The sequence below is a fragment of the Campylobacter sp. CFSAN093260 genome, assembly GCF_012890095.1.
Classification (GTDB): domain Bacteria; phylum Campylobacterota; class Campylobacteria; order Campylobacterales; family Campylobacteraceae; genus Campylobacter_D; species Campylobacter_D jejuni.
This window is the reverse complement of sequence record NZ_CP040618.1, coordinates 1,419,086-1,437,270: the sequence shown is the minus strand read 5'-3', so window position 1 is coordinate 1,437,270 and position 18,185 is coordinate 1,419,086. Positions and strand designations below refer to the sequence as shown.

The 18,185-nt window shown below is 29.9% G+C and carries 16 protein-coding genes and 1 tRNA gene; 15 read left to right on the top strand and 2 right to left on the bottom strand.

Going from position 1 to position 18,185, the window contains the following annotated elements:
• The first annotated feature begins 103 nt into the window (after positions 1-103).
• From fdhD to putP, 7 genes are all read left to right on the top strand, one after another.
• Positions 104-886: a formate dehydrogenase accessory sulfurtransferase FdhD gene (gene fdhD, locus FBF22_RS07265; protein ID WP_002867230.1), complete on the top strand. Its 783-nt coding sequence runs from the start codon at positions 104-106 to the stop codon at positions 884-886.
• Positions 879-1,616: a winged helix-turn-helix domain-containing protein gene (locus FBF22_RS07260; protein ID WP_002867231.1), complete on the top strand. Its 738-nt coding sequence runs from the start codon at positions 879-881 to the stop codon at positions 1,614-1,616. The genes fdhD and FBF22_RS07260 overlap by 8 nt, the downstream gene beginning before the upstream one ends.
• A 112-nt stretch (positions 1,617-1,728) precedes the next feature.
• Entirely contained in the window at positions 1,729-3,831 is a 2,103-nt protein-coding gene (gene ccaA, locus FBF22_RS07255) for an aspartate chemotaxis receptor CcaA (RefSeq protein ID WP_002833220.1), read from the top strand.
• A gap of 110 nt (positions 3,832-3,941) precedes the next feature.
• Positions 3,942-4,514, top strand: a complete 573-nt coding sequence (yedF, locus tag FBF22_RS07250; protein ID WP_002884771.1) for a sulfurtransferase-like selenium metabolism protein YedF — start codon at positions 3,942-3,944, stop codon at positions 4,512-4,514.
• Between the two features lie 9 nt (positions 4,515-4,523).
• Positions 4,524-5,546, top strand: a complete 1,023-nt coding sequence (gene selD, locus FBF22_RS07245) for a selenide, water dikinase SelD (protein WP_079254328.1) — start codon at positions 4,524-4,526, stop codon at positions 5,544-5,546.
• A gap of 129 nt (positions 5,547-5,675) precedes the next feature.
• Entirely contained in the window at positions 5,676-9,164 is a 3,489-nt protein-coding gene (locus FBF22_RS07240) for a proline dehydrogenase family protein (protein WP_002884773.1), read from the top strand.
• 17 nt (positions 9,165-9,181) lie between these two features.
• Entirely contained in the window at positions 9,182-10,651 is a 1,470-nt protein-coding gene (gene putP, locus FBF22_RS07235) for a sodium/proline symporter PutP (protein WP_002884774.1), read from the top strand.
• 15 nt (positions 10,652-10,666) lie between these two features.
• On the opposite strand, the gene yedF (FBF22_RS07230) is transcribed toward putP, so the two are convergent.
• Both yedF (FBF22_RS07230) and yedE read right to left on the bottom strand, forming a co-directional pair.
• On the bottom strand, positions 10,667-10,894 hold the full coding sequence (gene yedF / locus FBF22_RS07230) for a sulfurtransferase-like selenium metabolism protein YedF (protein ID WP_002851188.1): 228 nt from the start codon (positions 10,892-10,894) through the stop codon (positions 10,667-10,669).
• A 3-nt stretch (positions 10,895-10,897) separates the two neighbouring features.
• Positions 10,898-12,106, bottom strand: coding sequence for a selenium metabolism membrane protein YedE/FdhT (yedE, locus tag FBF22_RS07225; protein ID WP_002851361.1), 1,209 nt, complete (start codon positions 12,104-12,106; stop codon positions 10,898-10,900).
• Between the two features lie 139 nt (positions 12,107-12,245).
• Between yedE and FBF22_RS07220 the strand changes: the two genes are divergently transcribed.
• The 8 genes from FBF22_RS07220 (at position 12,246) to bumS (ending at position 18,183) form a co-directional block, all read left to right on the top strand.
• Positions 12,246-12,343, top strand: a tRNA-Sec gene (locus FBF22_RS07220).
• A 27-nt stretch (positions 12,344-12,370) separates the two neighbouring features.
• Positions 12,371-13,621: an adenylosuccinate synthase gene (locus FBF22_RS07215; protein ID WP_002855302.1), complete on the top strand. Its 1,251-nt coding sequence runs from the start codon at positions 12,371-12,373 to the stop codon at positions 13,619-13,621.
• The gene (locus FBF22_RS07210; RefSeq protein WP_002797496.1) at positions 13,618-14,046 is read left to right on the top strand and encodes a flagellar export protein FliJ; all 429 of its coding nucleotides are present in this window, start codon (positions 13,618-13,620) and stop codon (positions 14,044-14,046) included. Before FBF22_RS07215 ends, FBF22_RS07210 begins: the two co-directional genes overlap by 4 nt.
• Positions 14,039-14,557 (top strand): MotE family protein, encoded by a 519-nt coding sequence (locus tag FBF22_RS07205; RefSeq protein ID WP_002851265.1) that lies wholly within the window; start codon positions 14,039-14,041, stop codon positions 14,555-14,557. Before FBF22_RS07210 ends, FBF22_RS07205 begins: the two co-directional genes overlap by 8 nt.
• 92 nt (positions 14,558-14,649) lie before the next feature.
• The gene (locus FBF22_RS07200; protein ID WP_002851269.1) at positions 14,650-15,201 is read left to right on the top strand and encodes a DUF507 family protein; all 552 of its coding nucleotides are present in this window, start codon (positions 14,650-14,652) and stop codon (positions 15,199-15,201) included.
• Positions 15,201-16,319, top strand: coding sequence for a glutamine-hydrolyzing carbamoyl-phosphate synthase small subunit (gene carA / locus FBF22_RS07195; RefSeq protein ID WP_165433234.1), 1,119 nt, complete (start codon positions 15,201-15,203; stop codon positions 16,317-16,319). The genes FBF22_RS07200 and carA overlap by 1 nt, the downstream gene beginning before the upstream one ends.
• Positions 16,316-16,975: a sulfite exporter TauE/SafE family protein gene (locus FBF22_RS07190; RefSeq protein WP_002867237.1), complete on the top strand. Its 660-nt coding sequence runs from the start codon at positions 16,316-16,318 to the stop codon at positions 16,973-16,975. Before carA ends, FBF22_RS07190 begins: the two co-directional genes overlap by 4 nt.
• A complete protein-coding gene (gene bumS, locus FBF22_RS07185; RefSeq protein ID WP_002851243.1) occupies positions 16,972-18,183 on the top strand; it encodes a butyrate sensor histidiine kinase-like phosphatase BumS in 1,212 nt (403 codons plus the stop codon). Before FBF22_RS07190 ends, bumS begins: the two co-directional genes overlap by 4 nt.
• Positions 18,184-18,185 lie beyond the last annotated feature (2 nt).

The following is an 18,185-nucleotide window of genomic DNA, read 5'->3' as shown; positions in this document are numbered from 1 at the left end:
TTTTATTTTATAAGTTGAATCTAAAATCTATTTTTCCATATGTGAATTTGTTATTTATGTTTTTTTGATATAATATTATTTAAAGATATTTAAAGGATAAGGTATGGATCCGTTATTTACAACTCAAATTTTAAAATATAAAGGCAATGAATCTTTTACATGTGATGATACTTTAGTGCGTGAAATTAAGCTTGAAATTTTTATTAATGATGAAAAAGTAGGTGCTTTAATGGCAACTCCTGTAGATGAACAGGCATTAGCAATAGGATATTTAATGAGTGAAAATATCATTGCGAAAGTAAGTGATATTGAGAGTATAGAAACAAAAGATGATGGTATGAGTGTGCATATTAAAGCAAAGATTGATAAAGAAAATTTAGCAAAGCTTAATGCTGAAGGTGTAGTTATAAGTGGTTGTGGTAGAGCACATACTGCAAATATCGATCCAGAAGCCATTGAAGCGAGTAAAATTAGTTCTGATGCAAAATTTAGCAAAGGTGAAATTTTAAAACAAATGAGTACTTTTTATACTCAATGCGAGCTTTACGAGAAAACAGGCTGTGTGCATACGGCTAAGCTTTTTGTAGATGAGAAAACTTTTTTTATAGGTGAAGATATAGCTCAACATAATACCATAGATAAAGCTTTAGGAAAAGCACATTTAGCTGGGGTTGATTTAAGTCAATGTTTTTTAATGGTTAGTGGAAGGCTAAGTTCTGAAATGGTAGCTAAAGCAGTTATGCATAAAATTCCAGTGCTTGTTTCACGCACGGCTCCTACTTGTTTAGGGGTTATGATAGCAAGAAAATTTGATTTAACGCTTTGTGGTTTTGCTAGAGAAAATAAGATCAATATTTATAGTGGAGAATTTAGAATTCATGGATAAAAATCAAGAAAAAGAAATCATCTCATATATGAGAGAATTGTTAAATAGCAATGAAAAATTAGATTGTGGTACGGCTTTTAAAATTGCAAAGAAATTTAATATAAATATAGAAAAAATCGGACAATTAGCCGATGAAAATCACATGAGAATTGATAATTGCGAGTTGGGGCAATTTGGACATTTAGATTTTGAAAAAGCAAAGATTGAAGTGCTTAAAAAAATAGAACCTAGTTTAGATGAAAAGCGTAGAATTTTTTGTAAAGATGCAAGAGATATTGCTAAAGAAGGTTGTGGACTTAAAGGTATGCGTTCAGCTTTAAAAACTTATAAGGTTGATGTAAAGTATTGTCAACTTGGTTGTTTTAAAGAAAAAAAAGGTAAGCAATTTATAGTAAGAACAAAAACTTGGATTGAAAATGCGGATGGAGATTTGCTTTTTGGTCGAGGAAAAACAGAACTTTTAGAACTTATCGGACAAACAGGTAGTTTATTACATGCTTCTAAACTTATGGGGATTAATTATAAAAAAGCTTGGATGCATTTACAAACCTTACAAAAAAATTCTCAAGAAATTTTAGTTAGCACAAGACAAGGACGCTCTAAAGAATCAGGAACAAAACTTACTCCTAGAGCTATGGAATTGATGGAAAATTACTCTATTTTGCAAAAAGACATAGAAGAATACGCTAATAAACGCTTTAAAGAATTGTTTTTAAAAGGAAAAAAATAAATCTTCTATCAAAAAATACTAATACATAATTTTTTTATAATTAATTAATATTATTTTTTTAAAAATATGTTAAAATTAGAATCTAAATTTTTTATTTTTTAGGAGTTATAAGATGTTTAAATCTTTAAATATAGGTTTAAAACTTATTTTTTCTGTGGCAGCTGTTGTTGTTATTGGACTTGTTATTTTAATTTCATTAATCACAAAACAAGTAAGTCAAAATATTACCAAAAATACAGAAGATATTCTTGCTTCTATCACGAAAGAATATGCTACTCAAACTCAAGGAATTTTTGGGGAAATGATCGCTTTAAATAAAAGTATTTCAGGTACTTTAACAGAAATGTTTAGATCAACCTCTAAAGAAGATTTAGATATAGACAATATAACAAATATTATAACCAATACTTTTGATAATAGTGCTTATTCTAATTTTACTTATTTGTATCTTATTGATCCGCCAGAATACTTTAAAGAAGAGAGTAAATTTTTTAATACTCAAAGTGGAAAATTTGTTATGCTTTACGCTGATGAAGAAAAGGATAATAAAGGCGGAATAAAAGCAATACAAGCTAGTGATGAAATAGCTAATCTGCAAGTTGTGCAAGATATATTAAAAAAAGCAAAATATGGGGAAAATAAAGTATATATAGGCCGTCCTATTAAGATGAATTTAGAAGGTCAAGATTTTGATGCTGTAAATGTTGCTATGCCTATTTTTGATCGAAAAAATCAAGTTGTAGGTGTCATAGGCATGACTTTAGATTTTTCAGATATTGCTACTTATCTTTTAGACCCTAAAGGTCAAAAATATGATGGTGAATTAAGAGTTCTTTTAAATTCAGATGGTTTTATGGCGATACATCCAAATAAAAATCTAGTTTTAAAAAATTTAAAAGATATCAATCCTAATAAAGGTGCACAAGAAACTTATAAGGCCATAAGTGAAGGAAAAAATGGAGTTTTTAACTATATAGCTTCTGATGGTGATGATTCTTATGCTGCGATTAATAGTTTTAAAGTGCAAGATAGTTCTTGGGCAGTTTTGGTAACTGCTCCTAAATATTCAGTATTTAAACCCTTAAAAAAATTACAATTAATTATTCTTGGTGCATCTTTTATTTTTATTTTTGTTGTTTTAGGAGTGGTTTATTATTGCGTAAGAAAAATTGTCGCATCTAGATTGCCTGTGATTCTTAGTTCTTTAGAATCATTTTTCCGTTTTTTAAATCATGAAAAAATTGAACCTAAGGCTATTGAAATTCGTGCTAATGATGAGCTAGGAGCAATGGGAAGAATCATAAATGAAAATATTGAAAAGATTCAAATATCTTTAGAACAAGATCAAAATGCTGTAGATGAATCGGTGCAAACTGCTAGAGAAATCGAAAAGGGTAATTTAACTGCAAGAATTACTAAAAATCCTATAAATCCTCAATTAGTAGAACTTAAAAATGTTCTTAATAGGATGCTTGATGTTTTACAAAGTAAAATTGGTTCTAATATGAATGAAATTAATAGAGTTTTTGATAGTTACAAGGCTCTTGATTTTAGTACAGAAGTATTTAATGCTAAAGGTGAAGTTGAGATTACAACTAATATTTTAGGCAAAGAAATTAAAAAGATGCTTGTAGCTTCTTCAAATTTTGCTAAAGATTTAGCCAATCAGTCAGAAGAGTTAAAAAATTCTATGCAAAAACTTGCTGATGGCTCTAATGCACAAGCGAGTTCTTTAGAACAATCGGCTGCAGCTGTAGAGGAGATTAATTCTTCTATGCAAAATGTAAGTGGAAAAACAGTTGAGGTTGCTTCACAAGCTGATGATATAAAAAATATTGTCAATGTGATTAAAGATATCGCTGAGCAAACGAATCTTCTTGCTTTAAATGCAGCTATTGAAGCTGCACGTGCTGGAGAACATGGGCGTGGTTTTGCAGTTGTTGCAGATGAGGTAAGACAGCTTGCGGAAAGAACAGGAAAATCCTTATCTGAAATCGAGGCAAATATTAATATACTTGTTCAAAGCGTAAATGAAGTAGCAGAATCTGTAAAAGAACAAACAGCAGGAATCACACAGATTAACGATGCTATAGCACAACTTGAAACTGTAACTAAGGAAAATGTCGAAGTTGCAAATGTCACCAATAATATAACAAATGAAGTCAATCAAATTGCTGCGGCAATTCTTGAAGATGTGAATAAAAAAAGATTTTAAAAAAGCTCATTTTTGAGCTTTTAAATTTTTTCTATATTATTTAAAATTTTTAAACACAAAACAAGTAATAAAATAATATTATTTTTCAAAGCTAATATCAAGGAAAAATAATGAAAATTGATTGTCGCAATCTATCTTGTCCTCAGCCTATAGTTGAAACAAAAAATGCTCTTGAAAAACTTCAAGAAAATGAAATTTTAGAAATTGTTTTAAATTCTATTATTTCAAAAAATAATGTTGTAAAATTTCTTAACTCTTTAAATTTAAACCCTGTTGTAGATGAAAATGCACAAGAGTTTTGCATCAAAGTACAAAAAAAGAATTTTGATTCTAGTGAAGTAAATATTCACGATTATAATGTTTTATTTTTAAAAACCGACAAAGTGGGTGAGGGTGAATTCGGACAAAATTTACTTGTAGGATTTTTAAGTACCTTAAAAAATTTAGATCATGCTCCAAGTAAAATTCTTTGCGTAAATGAAAGTGTTTTAATCAATGTTGATGAAAATCATAAAGCACATTTAGCTATGAAAGAACTTGAAAATTTAGGTATTGAGATCATAAGTTGTGGAGCTTGTCTAGAATTTTTTAATAAAAGCAAAGAACTTAAAATAGGAAATATAGGCAATGCTTATGAAATTTTAAACGAGCTTTTTGGTAAAGCAAAAATCATTACTCTATAAGGAAAAACACTGCAATATAAAAATCAAAATTTAACGCATTTTGTTAAAGCAGCAGGCTGAGCAGCGAAATTAAGCCCGGGTGGTCTTAAAACAATTTTAAATTTCATGCAAAAAACTCCTGCTTTACTTAGTGATATCGGAAATAATGAAGATGCAAGCGTATATCAAATCAGCCCCGATTTAGCTTTGGTGCAAACGCTTGATTTTATCACTCCTATAGTAGATAGTGCTTATCATTTTGGTGCTATTGCTGCAGCAAATGCTTTAAGCGATGTTTTTGCTATGGGTGCAGAGGTAATTAATGCCTTAAATATAGTAGGTTTTGATACTTGCAATCATGATTTAAACATCTTAAAAGAGCTTTTAGAAGGTGCAAATGATAAAGTTAAAGAATGTAATGCTTTAGTCGTGGGTGGCCATACTATAGAAAGCACCGAGCTTTTTTTTGGACTTAGTGTTACAGGAAAAGTACATCCTAGTAAATTTATTGCTAATAATACTTCTAAAATCGGAGATTGTATCATTTTAACCAAGCCTTTAGGAACAGGAATTTTAAGTACAGCTTTAAAGGCGCAAATGTTAAATCAAAAACATTTAGATATAATGCTTAAAAACATGATGGAGTTAAATTATAAAGCCAGTCAAATTGCTCTTAAATTTCATCCAAGTGCCATGAGTGATGTTACAGGTTTTGGACTTTTAGGACATTTAAAAGAAATGCTAAATAAAAATATTTCTTTTGAAATTTTTGAAAGTGAACTTCCTTTTTTAGATGGAGTAAAAGAGTATTTTAATATGGGTTTAATTCCTGCTGGAGCTTATAAAAATTTAGAATTTATAAAAGAACTTACCCCTGATTTAAATGAAGAAAAATTATTACTTTGTGATCCACAAACTTCAGGAGGACTTTTAATTTCTATAAGTGAAAAAGATTCCTTAGAATGTTTAAAAAAACTAGAAGATGAAAATATTCAAGCTAAAATTATTGCCAAGGTTGTAAATAAGCAAGAAAATGATATTATCATTTCTTAATTTTTGTTACTTATATACCCATTAAAATTTTTTTTATCATTTTTTATACATTTTCTATGATTTAAAATATTATTTTTATCTTATTTATATATTATTTATTAAAATTTATTTTATCTTAGGAGATACGAAATGATACAAAAAGCTTTAGCCTTAGCTGAAGAATTACAAGGACAAATAGAAGCCAATATTTCAAATTCTGAAAAAGAATTTCATGCTAAAATGCAAAAACTTCTTAATAATCCCAAAAATAAAGTTATGCTTATAGAGCTTTTAGATCGTTCTTTTAGATGTAAAGATAAAAATGCAAGTTTTGAGCTTATAGAATATACTTTGAGTAAATATGGCATAGCGGATTTTTTTAGCACTTTTGAAAAATTCCTACTTTTTAGCTTTTTAAATTTTGGCAAATTTGCTCCTAATTTAAGTGTACCTTTTTTTGTCAAACATTTAAGAGAAGATACTAAAGCTATGGTTCTAGATGCAAATCCTAGTGTTTTAGAACCACATATTAAGAAAAGAAAAGAGCAAGATAAAATTACCTTAAATGTGAATTTAATCGGCGAAGAGGTTTTAGGTGAAGCTGAGAGTAAATATCGTATGCAAAAATACGAAGAAGCCTTAAAATCAAGCTATATCACTTATATTTCCATAAAAATTACTACTATTTTTTCACAAATTAATATTATAGATTTTAATTATTCCAAAGAAGAGGTCGTAAAAAGACTAGATTATCTTTATGCTTTAGCCTTAGAAGAAGAGAAAAAACAAGGTGTATCTAAATTTATCAATCTTGATATGGAAGAATTTAGGGATTTAGAGCTCACCGTTGCAGCTTTTATGGAAAGTGTGGCTAAATTTGATATTAAAGCAGGGATTGTTTTGCAAGCTTATATTCCTGATTCTTATAAGTATCTTAAAAAACTTTTTGCTTTTTCAAAAGAGAGGGTTTTAAAAGGTATGAAGCCTATTAAGATCCGTTTTGTTAAGGGTGCTAATATGGAAAGTGAAGAAACCATTGCGTCTCAAAGGGGTTGGGAGCTTCCTACTTTTTACAAAAAAATAGATACTGATAGTAATTATAATAAAATGCTTGATTTTATTCTTGAAGGAGACAATTATAAATACATCAACATAGGAATTGCAAGTCATAATATCTTTGAGATTGCTTATGCTTATACACGCATAAGTGAAGTGGGTGCTTTGGATTTTTTTACTTTTGAAATGCTTGAAGGTATGAGTTTACAATGTTCTTATGAGTTATCTAAAATGCATGATCTAATCCTTTATGCCCCAGTTTGCGATGAAGCACATTTTAACAATGCCATTGCTTATCTTGTAAGACGCCTTGATGAAAATACAAGTGAAGATAATTTTATGCGTTATTTTTTCAATCTTAAAGTAGGAGATAAGAACTGGAATATCCAAAAAGAACTTTTTTTAAAATCTTTAGAAGGCATAAAAACTCTTGATAATACTACACATCGTAAGCAAGATAGAAATAAAGAATCAAATATCATAAGTTCTTATGAAAGTAAAAAATTTAGCAATGAAAGCGATACGGATTTTATTTTAGCACAAAATAGAGCGTGGGCTAAAGAAATTAAAACTAAATATGAAAATTTAAAAGATTATGATGTTTATCCTGTTATAGGCGAACTTGATTTTAAAGCAGAAAATTTAAATGTTTTAGAAGTTAAAGATAAGATCGAAGATAGAGTTATAGGAAAGGCTTATTTAGCAGGAGAAAAAGAAATCAAACAAGCTTTAGAAGTAGCTAAAAATTCCAAATTTACACAAAAAAGTCATGATGAAATTTATCAAATTTTAGCCAAAAGTGCAAAACTGATGAGAGAAAGAAGAGGGGATTTGATAGGTTTGGCAGCTTTAGAAGTGGGCAAAACCTTTTTAGAGATCGATCCTGAAGTAAGCGAGGCTATTGATTTTATAGAGTTTTATCCGCACTCTTTAGAAGAGCTTAAAAAACAAAATCCAAAAGTTACATTCACACCTAAAGGTATAGGGGTTACCATAGCTCCTTGGAATTTTCCTATAGGAATTTCAGTAGGTACTATAGCTGCACCACTAGCCGCAGGTAATGTGGTGATTTACAAACCTTCTTCACTTTCAACTCTAACAGGTTATATGCTTTGTAAGTGTTTTTGGGATTCGGGTATTCCAAAAGATGCTTTGATTTTCTTACCTTCAAAAGGAAGTGATATTTCTAAATATTTACTTATTGATGAAGCGATTAAATTTTCAATTCTTACAGGAGGAGAGGATACTGCTTATGCCATGTTAAAAGCTAATCCAACCTTGCTTTTAAGTGCTGAAACTGGCGGAAAGAATGCGACTATAGTTTCTAAATTTGCTGATCGTGATAGTGCGATTAAAAATATCATTCATTCTGCTTTTAGCAATAGCGGTCAAAAATGTTCAGCTACTTCTTTGCTAGTCTTAGAAGAAGAGGTTTATCATGATGAAGAATTTAAAAAGACTTTAGTGGATGCTGCGAGTTCTATGGCAGTGGGCAATCCTTTTGAATTTAAAAATAAATTAGGTACTTTAGCTGATAAGCCAAGTTCTAAAGTTCAAAAGGCCTTAGATGAATTACAACCTTATGAAGAATGGGCATTAAAACCTAAGTTTTTAGAGGATAATCCTTATTTGATGACTCCAGGCATAAAATATGGCACTAAAAAGGGTGATTTTACTCATATGAATGAACTTTTTGTACCGATTTTAAGTGTGATGAAGGCTAAAGACTTAAAAGAAGCTATTGATATAGTAAATTCCACAGGTTATGGTTTAACTGCAGGTTTTGAAAGCTTAGATGAAAGAGAATGGGAGTATTTTCACACTCACATAGAAGCAGGAAATATTTATATCAATAAACCAACCACAGGGGCTATAGTGCTGCGTCAACCTTTTGGTGGGATTAAAAAATCAGCTATAGGTTTGGGTAGAAAAGTGGGAATTTATAATTATATTACTCAATTTTTAGAGATTAAGCAAGAAGATTTTGATGATCATTTAATTGAAGATAAATTTTCAAAAAAATTAGCACAAATAGATTTAAAAGAAGCACAAGATTTTATAAACAATTTAATTAAAATGTCTCAATCTTATGCTTATCATTATAAAAACGAGTTTAGTGTTTCAAAAGATTATGTCAATATTCGTGGAGAAGATAATCTTTTTTCTTATACTAAAATAAAGAATATGGTTTTAAGACTTTGTGGAAATGAAAGCTTAAAAGATGTTTTAGGTGTGGTTTTAGGTGCAAATATTGCAAATATTGATCTAAGTATCAGTTATAATGAACAAGATGTTAGTATGATAGAACGAATTGTTCAAAGCATAGGAGCAAAAGTATTGTTTTTAAAAGAAAATAAAGAAAATTTTATCAAGAGTATTAAAGAATATGAAAGAGTGCGTTATTTAGCAAAGCCAGATGTAAATGATGAGATTTATAAAGAGGCTGCAAAGCTTGCTAAAATCATTATAAGAGAAAAGCCATTATTAAATGGTCGTTTTGAACTTTTAAATTATTTTAATGAAAAAGCTTTAAGTATATCTTTTCATCGTTATGGAAATTTAGGCATTAGAGCAATATCTTAATGATCAAGGAGAGATTGATGGAAGTGGTTCAAATTAATACCCCAATAGCAGTGATGTTTGTAGTGTATGCCTTATTAATGCTTTATATAGGTTTTTATTTTTATAAGCAAAATAAAAATTCAGAGGATTATTTTCTAGGTGGGCGTACTATGGGGCCTGTGATATCTGCACTTAGCGCAGGGGCTTCTGATATGAGTGGTTGGCTTTTAATGGGTTTACCGGGAGCTTTATATGTAAGTGGTTTTATAGATTCTTATATTGCAATTGGGCTTACTATAGGAGCTAGTTTAAATTGGATTTTTGTGGCAAAAAGACTTAGAATTTATACCAGTGTGATTGCAAATTCTTTGACTATTCCTGATTATTTTGAAACTCGTTTTGATGATGATAAACATATACTGCGCATTGTATGTGCGGTGGTAATTTTGATATTTTTTACCTTTTATGTTTCATCAGGGCTTGTAAGCGGAGCAAAACTTTTTGAAAGTACTTTTGGTATCAGATACGATTATGCTTTAACTACTGGAACGATTATTATTGTTGCTTATACTTTTTTAGGTGGATATAAGGCGGTTTGTTGGACGGATATGATACAAGGGCTTTTAATGATGATGGCTTTAATTATTGTACCTTTGGTTATGCTTTATCATTTAGGTGGTTTTGGTGAAGCGATGAATATAGTAAGAGAAATAAAGCCACAAGCTTTATCTATGGGCGAAGGAGTAGGAATTATAAGCATTATATCTGCACTTGCTTGGGGTTTGGGTTATTTTGGTCAACCACATATTTTAGTGCGTTTTATGTCGATTCGTTCTACTAAAGATATTCCTATGGCCACTTTTATAGGTATTGCTTGGATGGCGGTTTGTCTTTTAAGTGCTTGTATGATAGGTATTTTAGGTATAGCTTATGTGCATAAATTTGAATTAAGTTTGCAAGATCCTGAAAAGATTTTCATCGTGATGTCGCAGCTTTTATTTAATCCTTGGATAGCAGGTATTTTACTCAGTGCTATTTTAGCGGCTATTATGAGTACGGCAAGTTCACAATTGCTGGTTTCAAGTTCTACTATAGCGGAAGATTTTTATAAAAAGATTTTTAGAGAAGATGTACCAAGTCATATTGTATTAAATTTAGGTAAATTAGGTGTTTTATTGGTAGCTGTAATAGCGTTTTTGATTTCTACTGATAAAAACTCAAGTGTTTTGAGTATAGTTTCTTATGCATGGGCTGGATTTGGAGCTTCTTTTGGTTCTGTAATGCTTTTTTCTTTATTTTGGAGTAGGATGACAAGAGTAGGAGCGATCTTAGGTATGATAACAGGAGCTGCTACTGTGGTGCTTTGGAAGAATTTTGCAAATTCAGGTCTTTATGAAATAGTTCCAGGGTTTTTAGTAGCTTCGGTGGTGATTATTATTGCAAGTTTGTTTACAAATGTAAGATCTGGAACTAAGGCAGCTTATGAAAAGATGTTAAAAGAGCTTTGAGAATAAAAGCCTTTTTTAAGGCTTTTGGATTAAAAATCTTAGTGTGGGTCCACTTTGATCGATTTCAAGCACTTTAAAACCACGGTTTTTTACATCTTGAGGTATGGAATTGATACTTTGTGGGCAATCGCAAAGCACTTCCAAAATTTCTCCACTTTTAAGCTTAGGTAAGACATCAAGTGTTGCTATAGCAGGATAAGGACAAGCTTCACCTTGTAAATTTAAACTATAAGTAATTTTCACTGTTTATCCTTTAAGTTGATTTTTAAAAAAGTGTTTTTTGTAAAATACTACAAAAACAAACATTAAGATGAATAAAATAAGGTTGATAAAAAATCCATTTAAATTGCCAAATTCAGTTAAAAGATTGATTTTTATACCTTCTTTAAAAGCTTTTGGTAAAAAGTCATAACTTAAAGCTAAAATCATAGTTCCTATTATATTTGCAATTCCTACTATTATAAAATGACTTTGTCCTTCAAAGGCACGATAAGTCCAACCACACTCGCAACCTCCGGCAAAAACTATACCAAAACCAAACAAAAATGCTCCCACAGCTACAGCAGGAGAAAGTTCTATGAGTTTGCTAGTATGACCTTGCAAGATAAAAGCAAAAGCGATTAAAGAGGCGATAATCATACCGATTAATGCGCCTTTTATAGCATTATCTCTACCAAATAAAAATAAATCTCTAAAGCAAGAAGTAAAACAAATTTGCCCTCTAGAAATAACAAAGCCAAAAACAAAACCAAAAATCAGTGCTAAAGCTAGAAGACTTTGTTTGTTTTGTGTGCTGATATTGCCATTTGTAAAAACAAGATAAAACACCCAAACTAAAAAGGCTATGAAAAGCAATATGCCTAAGTTAAAATATAATTTTGTACGCAAACTTTGCTTGTTTAACGGCAAGTTTTCTTTATTTACACGTTCTAATTTAGCTTTAGGTTTAAAAAAGGAAGTGTTGCAAATTTTCACTCCTAGATAAATTCCTAAAACCATAAAAACAGTAAAAAGCCAAGTGTGTAAAGAAAAATAAGGTAAACCTGTAAAAAAATTAGCTAAATTGCATCCAAATGCAAGTCTTGCTCCATATCCTGAAAGAATTCCACCTACTATTGCTTGAAAAATTCTTATATTGCTAGCAGGTAGACGAAATTTGACTTTGTTAGCTAAAAGTGCGGCTACTAAACAACCTATAAACATACCTATGAGCATAATACCATCAGTTCTTGTTAAAGGGGTTCCATTTAAATTTTGCTTTTGGTAATAAGAATATCCATCTAAATTCATACCTAAAAGCTCTAAAAACTCGCCACCCCAACGTGTCATTTCTCCAGTAACAGCCCAAACGCCACCAAAAATCCCAAAATACACTGCACTTAAAATTCCAAGTGCAATCATAGAACGGGAATTGTCCCAAAAATTGATTAAATATTTTTGTTTAAAAGAATTCAAAGAAAGATCCTAAAAATGTAATCATCAAAACTTGATGCTAAAAAAGAGTGAGATTATAGCTTAAATTTAATATGAAGTCAAAAAGAATATTGATAAATTTATTTTGTTTTTCATTAAAAATCGCTATAATTATCACTTTGGAAGATTAGCGTATCTGGTGATCGCCACTGACTTCAAATCAGATGAAAGGATAGTTGACTATTCTTTGGGGAGTTCGATTCTCTCATCTTCTCGCCAATATTAAGTAAAATCAAGGAAATTTTTATGAGCAAAGCAGATATTATTGTCGGCATTCAATGGGGCGATGAAGGAAAAGGTAAGGTAGTTGATAAATTATGTGAAAATTATGATTTTGTTTGCAGAAGTGCAGGTGGACACAATGCAGGACATACGATTTGGGTAAATGGTGTAAGATATGCGCTTCATCTTATGCCAAGTGGAGTTTTGCATCCAAGATGTATTAATATTATCGGAAATGGAGTTGTGGTTTCTCCTGAAGTATTGATTGCTGAAATGGCTCAATTTGAAAATTTAAAAGGTAGATTATATATCAGCGATAGAGCTCATTTAAATTTAAAACATCATTCTTTAATAGACATTGCAAAAGAAAAGCTCAAAGGCAAAAATGCCATAGGAACAACAGGTAAGGGTATAGGACCTTCTTATGCAGATAAGATTAATCGTACAGGACATAGAGTTGGAGAGCTTTTAGAACCACAAAGACTTTGCGAGGCTTTGATAAAAGATTTTGAAGCTAATAAAACTTTTTTTGAAATGCTTGAAATTGAAATTCCAAGTGCTGAAGAATTGCTTGCTGATTTAAAACGTTTTAATGAAATTTTAACTCCTTATATTACAGATACTACAAGAATGCTTTGGAAGGCTTTAGATGAAGATAAAAGAGTACTTTTAGAAGGAGCTCAGGGCTCTATGCTTGATATTGATCATGGAACTTATCCTTATGTTACAAGTTCAAGTACTATTTCAGCAGGCGCTTTAACAGGACTTGGGTTAAATCCTAAAGAAGCGGGAAATATTATAGGTATTGTAAAAGCTTATGCAACGCGTGTGGGAAATGGAGCTTTTCCTACTGAGGATAAGGGCGAAGATGGAGAAAAAATTGCGCAAATTGGAAAAGAGATTGGCGTAAGCACGGGACGCAAAAGACGCTGTGGATGGTTTGATGCGGTTGCTGTAAGATATACAGCAAGGCTTAATGGTCTTGATGCTTTATCTTTGATGAAGCTTGATGTTTTAGATGGTTTTGAAAAGATAAAAATTTGTCGTGCTTATGAATATAAGGGTATGGAAATCGACTATATACCAAGTGATTTAGAAAATGTTCAACCTATTTATGAAGAAATGGATGGTTGGGATAAAGTTTTTGGTATAAAAGATTATGATTTATTGCCAGAAAATGCTAAAAAATATATAGCAAGACTTGAAGAGCTTGCAGGGGTTAAGGTAAAGTATATTTCTACTAGCCCTGAAAGAGATGATACTATCATCTTATGAAAAGTAAATATAATTCTGTTGTAAAGGTAAGAAAACAACAACTTGATAAAGCAGAATCAAATCTTAATCAAGCCAAACAAAGACAGCTTGAACATGAAAAAGCTTATGAACTTTCACGCCAAGAGTGTGAAAGTTTAGGCGTATTGCCAAAATCAGGATCTATAGCAGAGTTAAGATCGAATTTAAGTATGGCACAAGTAGGACGCGAGGCTTTGGCAAGAGCTAAGGAGAAAGTAGAACTTTCTAAAAAAGAAATGAATCATTATCAGTTTTTATATCAAAAAGCACATTTAGATTATGAAAAAATGAAGGTTTTAGAAGCCGAGGAAATTAAACAAAAGCAAAAAGAACTTGCCAAGGCTGAAGAAAAATTTTTAGATGAAATTGCAATCAGTCGTTTTTTCAAAGGAGAAAAAGATGATTAAAAAATTTATATTGTTAGTTTTTATTTCAAGTGTAGTTTTTGGAGCTGAACAAGATTGTGAGCAGTATTTTGAAGCTAGAAAAGCTCAAATTGAATTGCAAACTAGAGAATTTGATGAAGCAAGACAATCTTTAGAAGCTTATAAAGCCTCTTTTGAAGCTTTGCAAAAAGAAAGGCTTGAAAATTTAGAAAAAAAAGAGGCTGAGGTTAATGCAACTTTGGCAAAAATTGAAGAATTAAAGCTTGAAAACGCAAGGCTTGTAGAAGAACAACAAAAGATTTTAAATTCAATCAATGATAAAACTCAAGGTAGGGTTAAAGAAATTTATTCCCAAATGAAAGATGCAGCCATTGCAGATGTTTTAAGTCAAATGGATGCAGAGGATGCAAGCAAAATAATGCTTTCTTTGGAATCGCGTAAAATTTCAGGTGTTTTATCTAAAATGGATCCAAAAAAAGCTAGCGAGCTTACTTTGCTTTTGAAAAATTTAGATAATAATGCTAGTAATTAGGTGATTAAAATAATGAAAATTTTTCATTTTTAACATTCTTTTACCAAAAATAAGCTATTATTTCAAACATTATCAAATAAAAGGTTTTTAAGATGCGTATAAAATTACCACATATTCCTTATATCGCAAATAAAATGATGTTAGATATAGCTAATTCTTCTTTTGTAGAAATTAAAGATCAATTAGAAAAGCTTAAGGTATGTATAATAGAAGTTTTAGAGAAAGATATTCTAAATGAAAGAAAATTAGATGAAAGAGTAAAAGAGCTTTTAGAGCAACAAGAAGATGAAATGGAGCTTATGCAAGTAGATCGTAAAAATATGTTTTGGCTTGTGAAGAAAAAGTTAGCTCCTGAATTTAATGTGATTTTAGATTCTGAAGATAGACATAATCATCTAGCGCATCAAATTTTAGAAGAACTTGTAGAGAATGATTATATTAATTTTATAGTGAGTGAAAATAGAGTTAAAAATTTAATCTTTTCAAGCATAGAGTCTTATCTTAAAATTTATGAAAAACTTGAAGATGAGGTTTATGAGAAAATTAGCAATTATAAAACAAAACCTATTCCAGGTAGCGAAGAATACGATCTTATCTTTGAAAAACTCTATCAAGAAGAGCTCAGAAAAAAAGGTATGTTTTAATGAAGGCTTATATTTATTTAGAAAATGATATTTTTTTAAGTACTAAGGCTTTTGGAAAGAGCGGTACTTTTTTTGGAGAGCTTGTATTTAACACTTCTTTAACAGGGTATCAAGAAATTATTTCAGATCCTTCTTATGCAGGGCAATTTATCGTATTTTCCATGCCAGAAATTGGTATAGCGGGAACCAATGAAAATGATAATGAAAGCAAGGAAATTTTTGCAAGTGGTGTTTTAATGCGTGAATTAAGTTCCAGTTTTTCAAATTTTCGTGCTAAAGAAAGTCTGCAAGATTATCTTGAAAAACATGGAAAAATAGGAATTTATGAACTTGATACGAGATATCTAGTAAAAATGATAAGAAATAATGGCAATTTAAGAGCTGTAATTTCAACTGAAATTTCAAATAAAGAAGATTTAAAAATCGCCTTAGAAAAATCAGCAAAAATTGATGAAGTAAATTTTGTAAAAGAAGTTAGCACTAAGAAAAATTATTCTCATAAACAAGGCGTTTGGAACGCTAGTTTTCAAAAATTTAATGATGCTAAAAGAAGTGAGAAAAAAGTTGCTGTTATAGATTATGGTGTTAAAACAAATATCTTAAATGAACTTGTAGAAGTAGGTTTTGAAGTAGAAGTTTATCCATATAATGTTAAAGCAGATGAGTTGATTACTCTGTATAAAAAAGGTGAAATTCAAGGCGTGTTTCTTTCTAATGGTCCAGGTGAGCCAAGGATTTTAAAACAAGAGATTGCAGAGATTAAAAAACTTGCAGAAGCTAAAATTCCTATGCTTGGAATTTGCTTAGGTCACCAGCTTTTAAGTAATGCTTTTGGATATGAAACTTATAAAATGAAATTTGGACAACATGGAGCAAATCATCCTGTGATCAATCTTGATACAAAAACGGTAGAAATTACCGCACAAAATCATAATTATAATGTTCCAGAAGAATTAGCTCAAGTGGCTCATATCACTCATAGAAATTTATTTGGCGATAATGTTGAAGGAGTAAGATATAAAGACTATCCTATTATTTCAGTACAACATCATCCAGAAAGTTCTTCAGGTCCTCATGAAAGTAAGTATATTTTTAAAGAATTTATGAATTTGATGTGAGTATAGATTTTTTAGCTATTATCAGCGTTGCTTTTTTATCTAGTTTTGGACACTGCTATTCTATGTGTGGTGGTTTTAATTTACTTTTTATAAATTTGAATTCAAAAAGCAATAATTTATTTTTATTAACTTTTATTTATCATTTGTTTAGAATTTTTGCTTATATTGTTTTAGGGATAATTTTTGGGACTTTTGGGAATATCTTGGCAATCAATGCTAAGGTTCAAAGTTTGTCATTTTTTATTCTTGGTATATTTATGATGATTTTGGGTTTTGCTCTTATTTTTAGAGGCAATATGTTATCTTTTATTGAAAATAATGTTTTTTTTGATAGTTTTGTAAAGAAAATTATTAAAAAATCTAAAAATTTTAAAGGATTAAAATCAGCCATATTTTTAGGATTTTCAAATGGTTTTGTTCCTTGTGGATTGGTGTATTTTTTTATAGCCAATGCAATGAGTAAGCAAAATATTTTTGAAGGTATTTTGGTAATGATGATTTTTGGAATATCAACTTTACCTGCGATGTTATTTTTTTCTAAAATTTCACAGTTTTTTAGTGATTTTTTGAAAAATTTATTTAATTATTTATCGTATGGCGTTATTGTTTGTTACGGTATAAATCTTGCCTATATAGGTTTTAAGGCTTTTCAATGAAAGATTTTTTTAAAGATCAGTTTTTTAAAGCTCTTGAAAAAAATACAATTTTTTCAAGAGCTGATGTTCAAGGAAATTTAATTTTTGTCAGTGATAAACTTTGTCAAATAAGTGGATATAGTAAAAAAGAGCTTATAGGAAAAAAACATTCAATATTTAAACATCCAGATGTTGAGGAATGTTATATTGAAGAACTTTTAAAAAAACTTTCATATAAAAAACCTTATCAAGTTATTTTTAAAAATATTGATAAATTAGGCAAAACTTTCTATCTTGAAACTTTATTAATCCCCATATTGGATAAAAATAATGAATTAATAGAAATAGTAGCATTCTCTCATGATGTTAGTAATTCTTTTAAGCTTAATGAAGAGCTTGCTCTAAATCACGCTAAATTAAGAGAATTAAGTATTAATCTTGAAAATACAGTTAAAAATCACCAACAAGAATTTATACAGTTAGGTAAAAAATTTGAGAAAAAAATGCAAATTGCCTTGGAAAAAAATGAAAAAGATATTAAAATAGCATATGAAGAGATTTTGAAATCTTCATTAGAACAAATGATTAGCGATATAGCACATCAATGGAGACAACCGTTAAATGAGCTCGGTATTGCCATGTTTCAAATGAAGCAAAATCTTAAAGATGAAAAAGGATTTGCTGAAATTTACTCACAATCAAAAGATATGATTAAAAATATGTCAGAAACAATTGATGTGTTTAGAACTTTGTTTAACAAAGGAGTAGAGCAGTGTGTATTTATAAAAGAGACTTTAAATAAAGCCTTGGAAATTGCTTTTGAAACTATAGAAAAAAATCATGTAAATATTAATATTGTTTCGAAAAGTGATTATGAAGTTTTGGCATATGAGAATGGTTTAATAAGAGTTTTTCTTAATTTGATTTTAAATTCAATAGAAGCATTTAAAAACAAAAAAAGGAAAATCATAACAATAAATTTTTCAAAATTTGGAAAAAATTATCTGAAAATTACAATAAAAGATAATGCTGGTGGGATTGATAAAGAAAATTTAGATAAAATTTTTCAACCTTATTTTACAACAAAACATCCTAGTCAAGGTATAGGAGTAGGACTTTATATAAGTAGACAAATTATCGAAAGTTTCCAAGGAAAAATAAAAGTTAAAAATGGAAAAGACGGGGCTTGTTTTGAGATATTTTTAAAACTAAAAGAGAGGGTAGAGTAGAA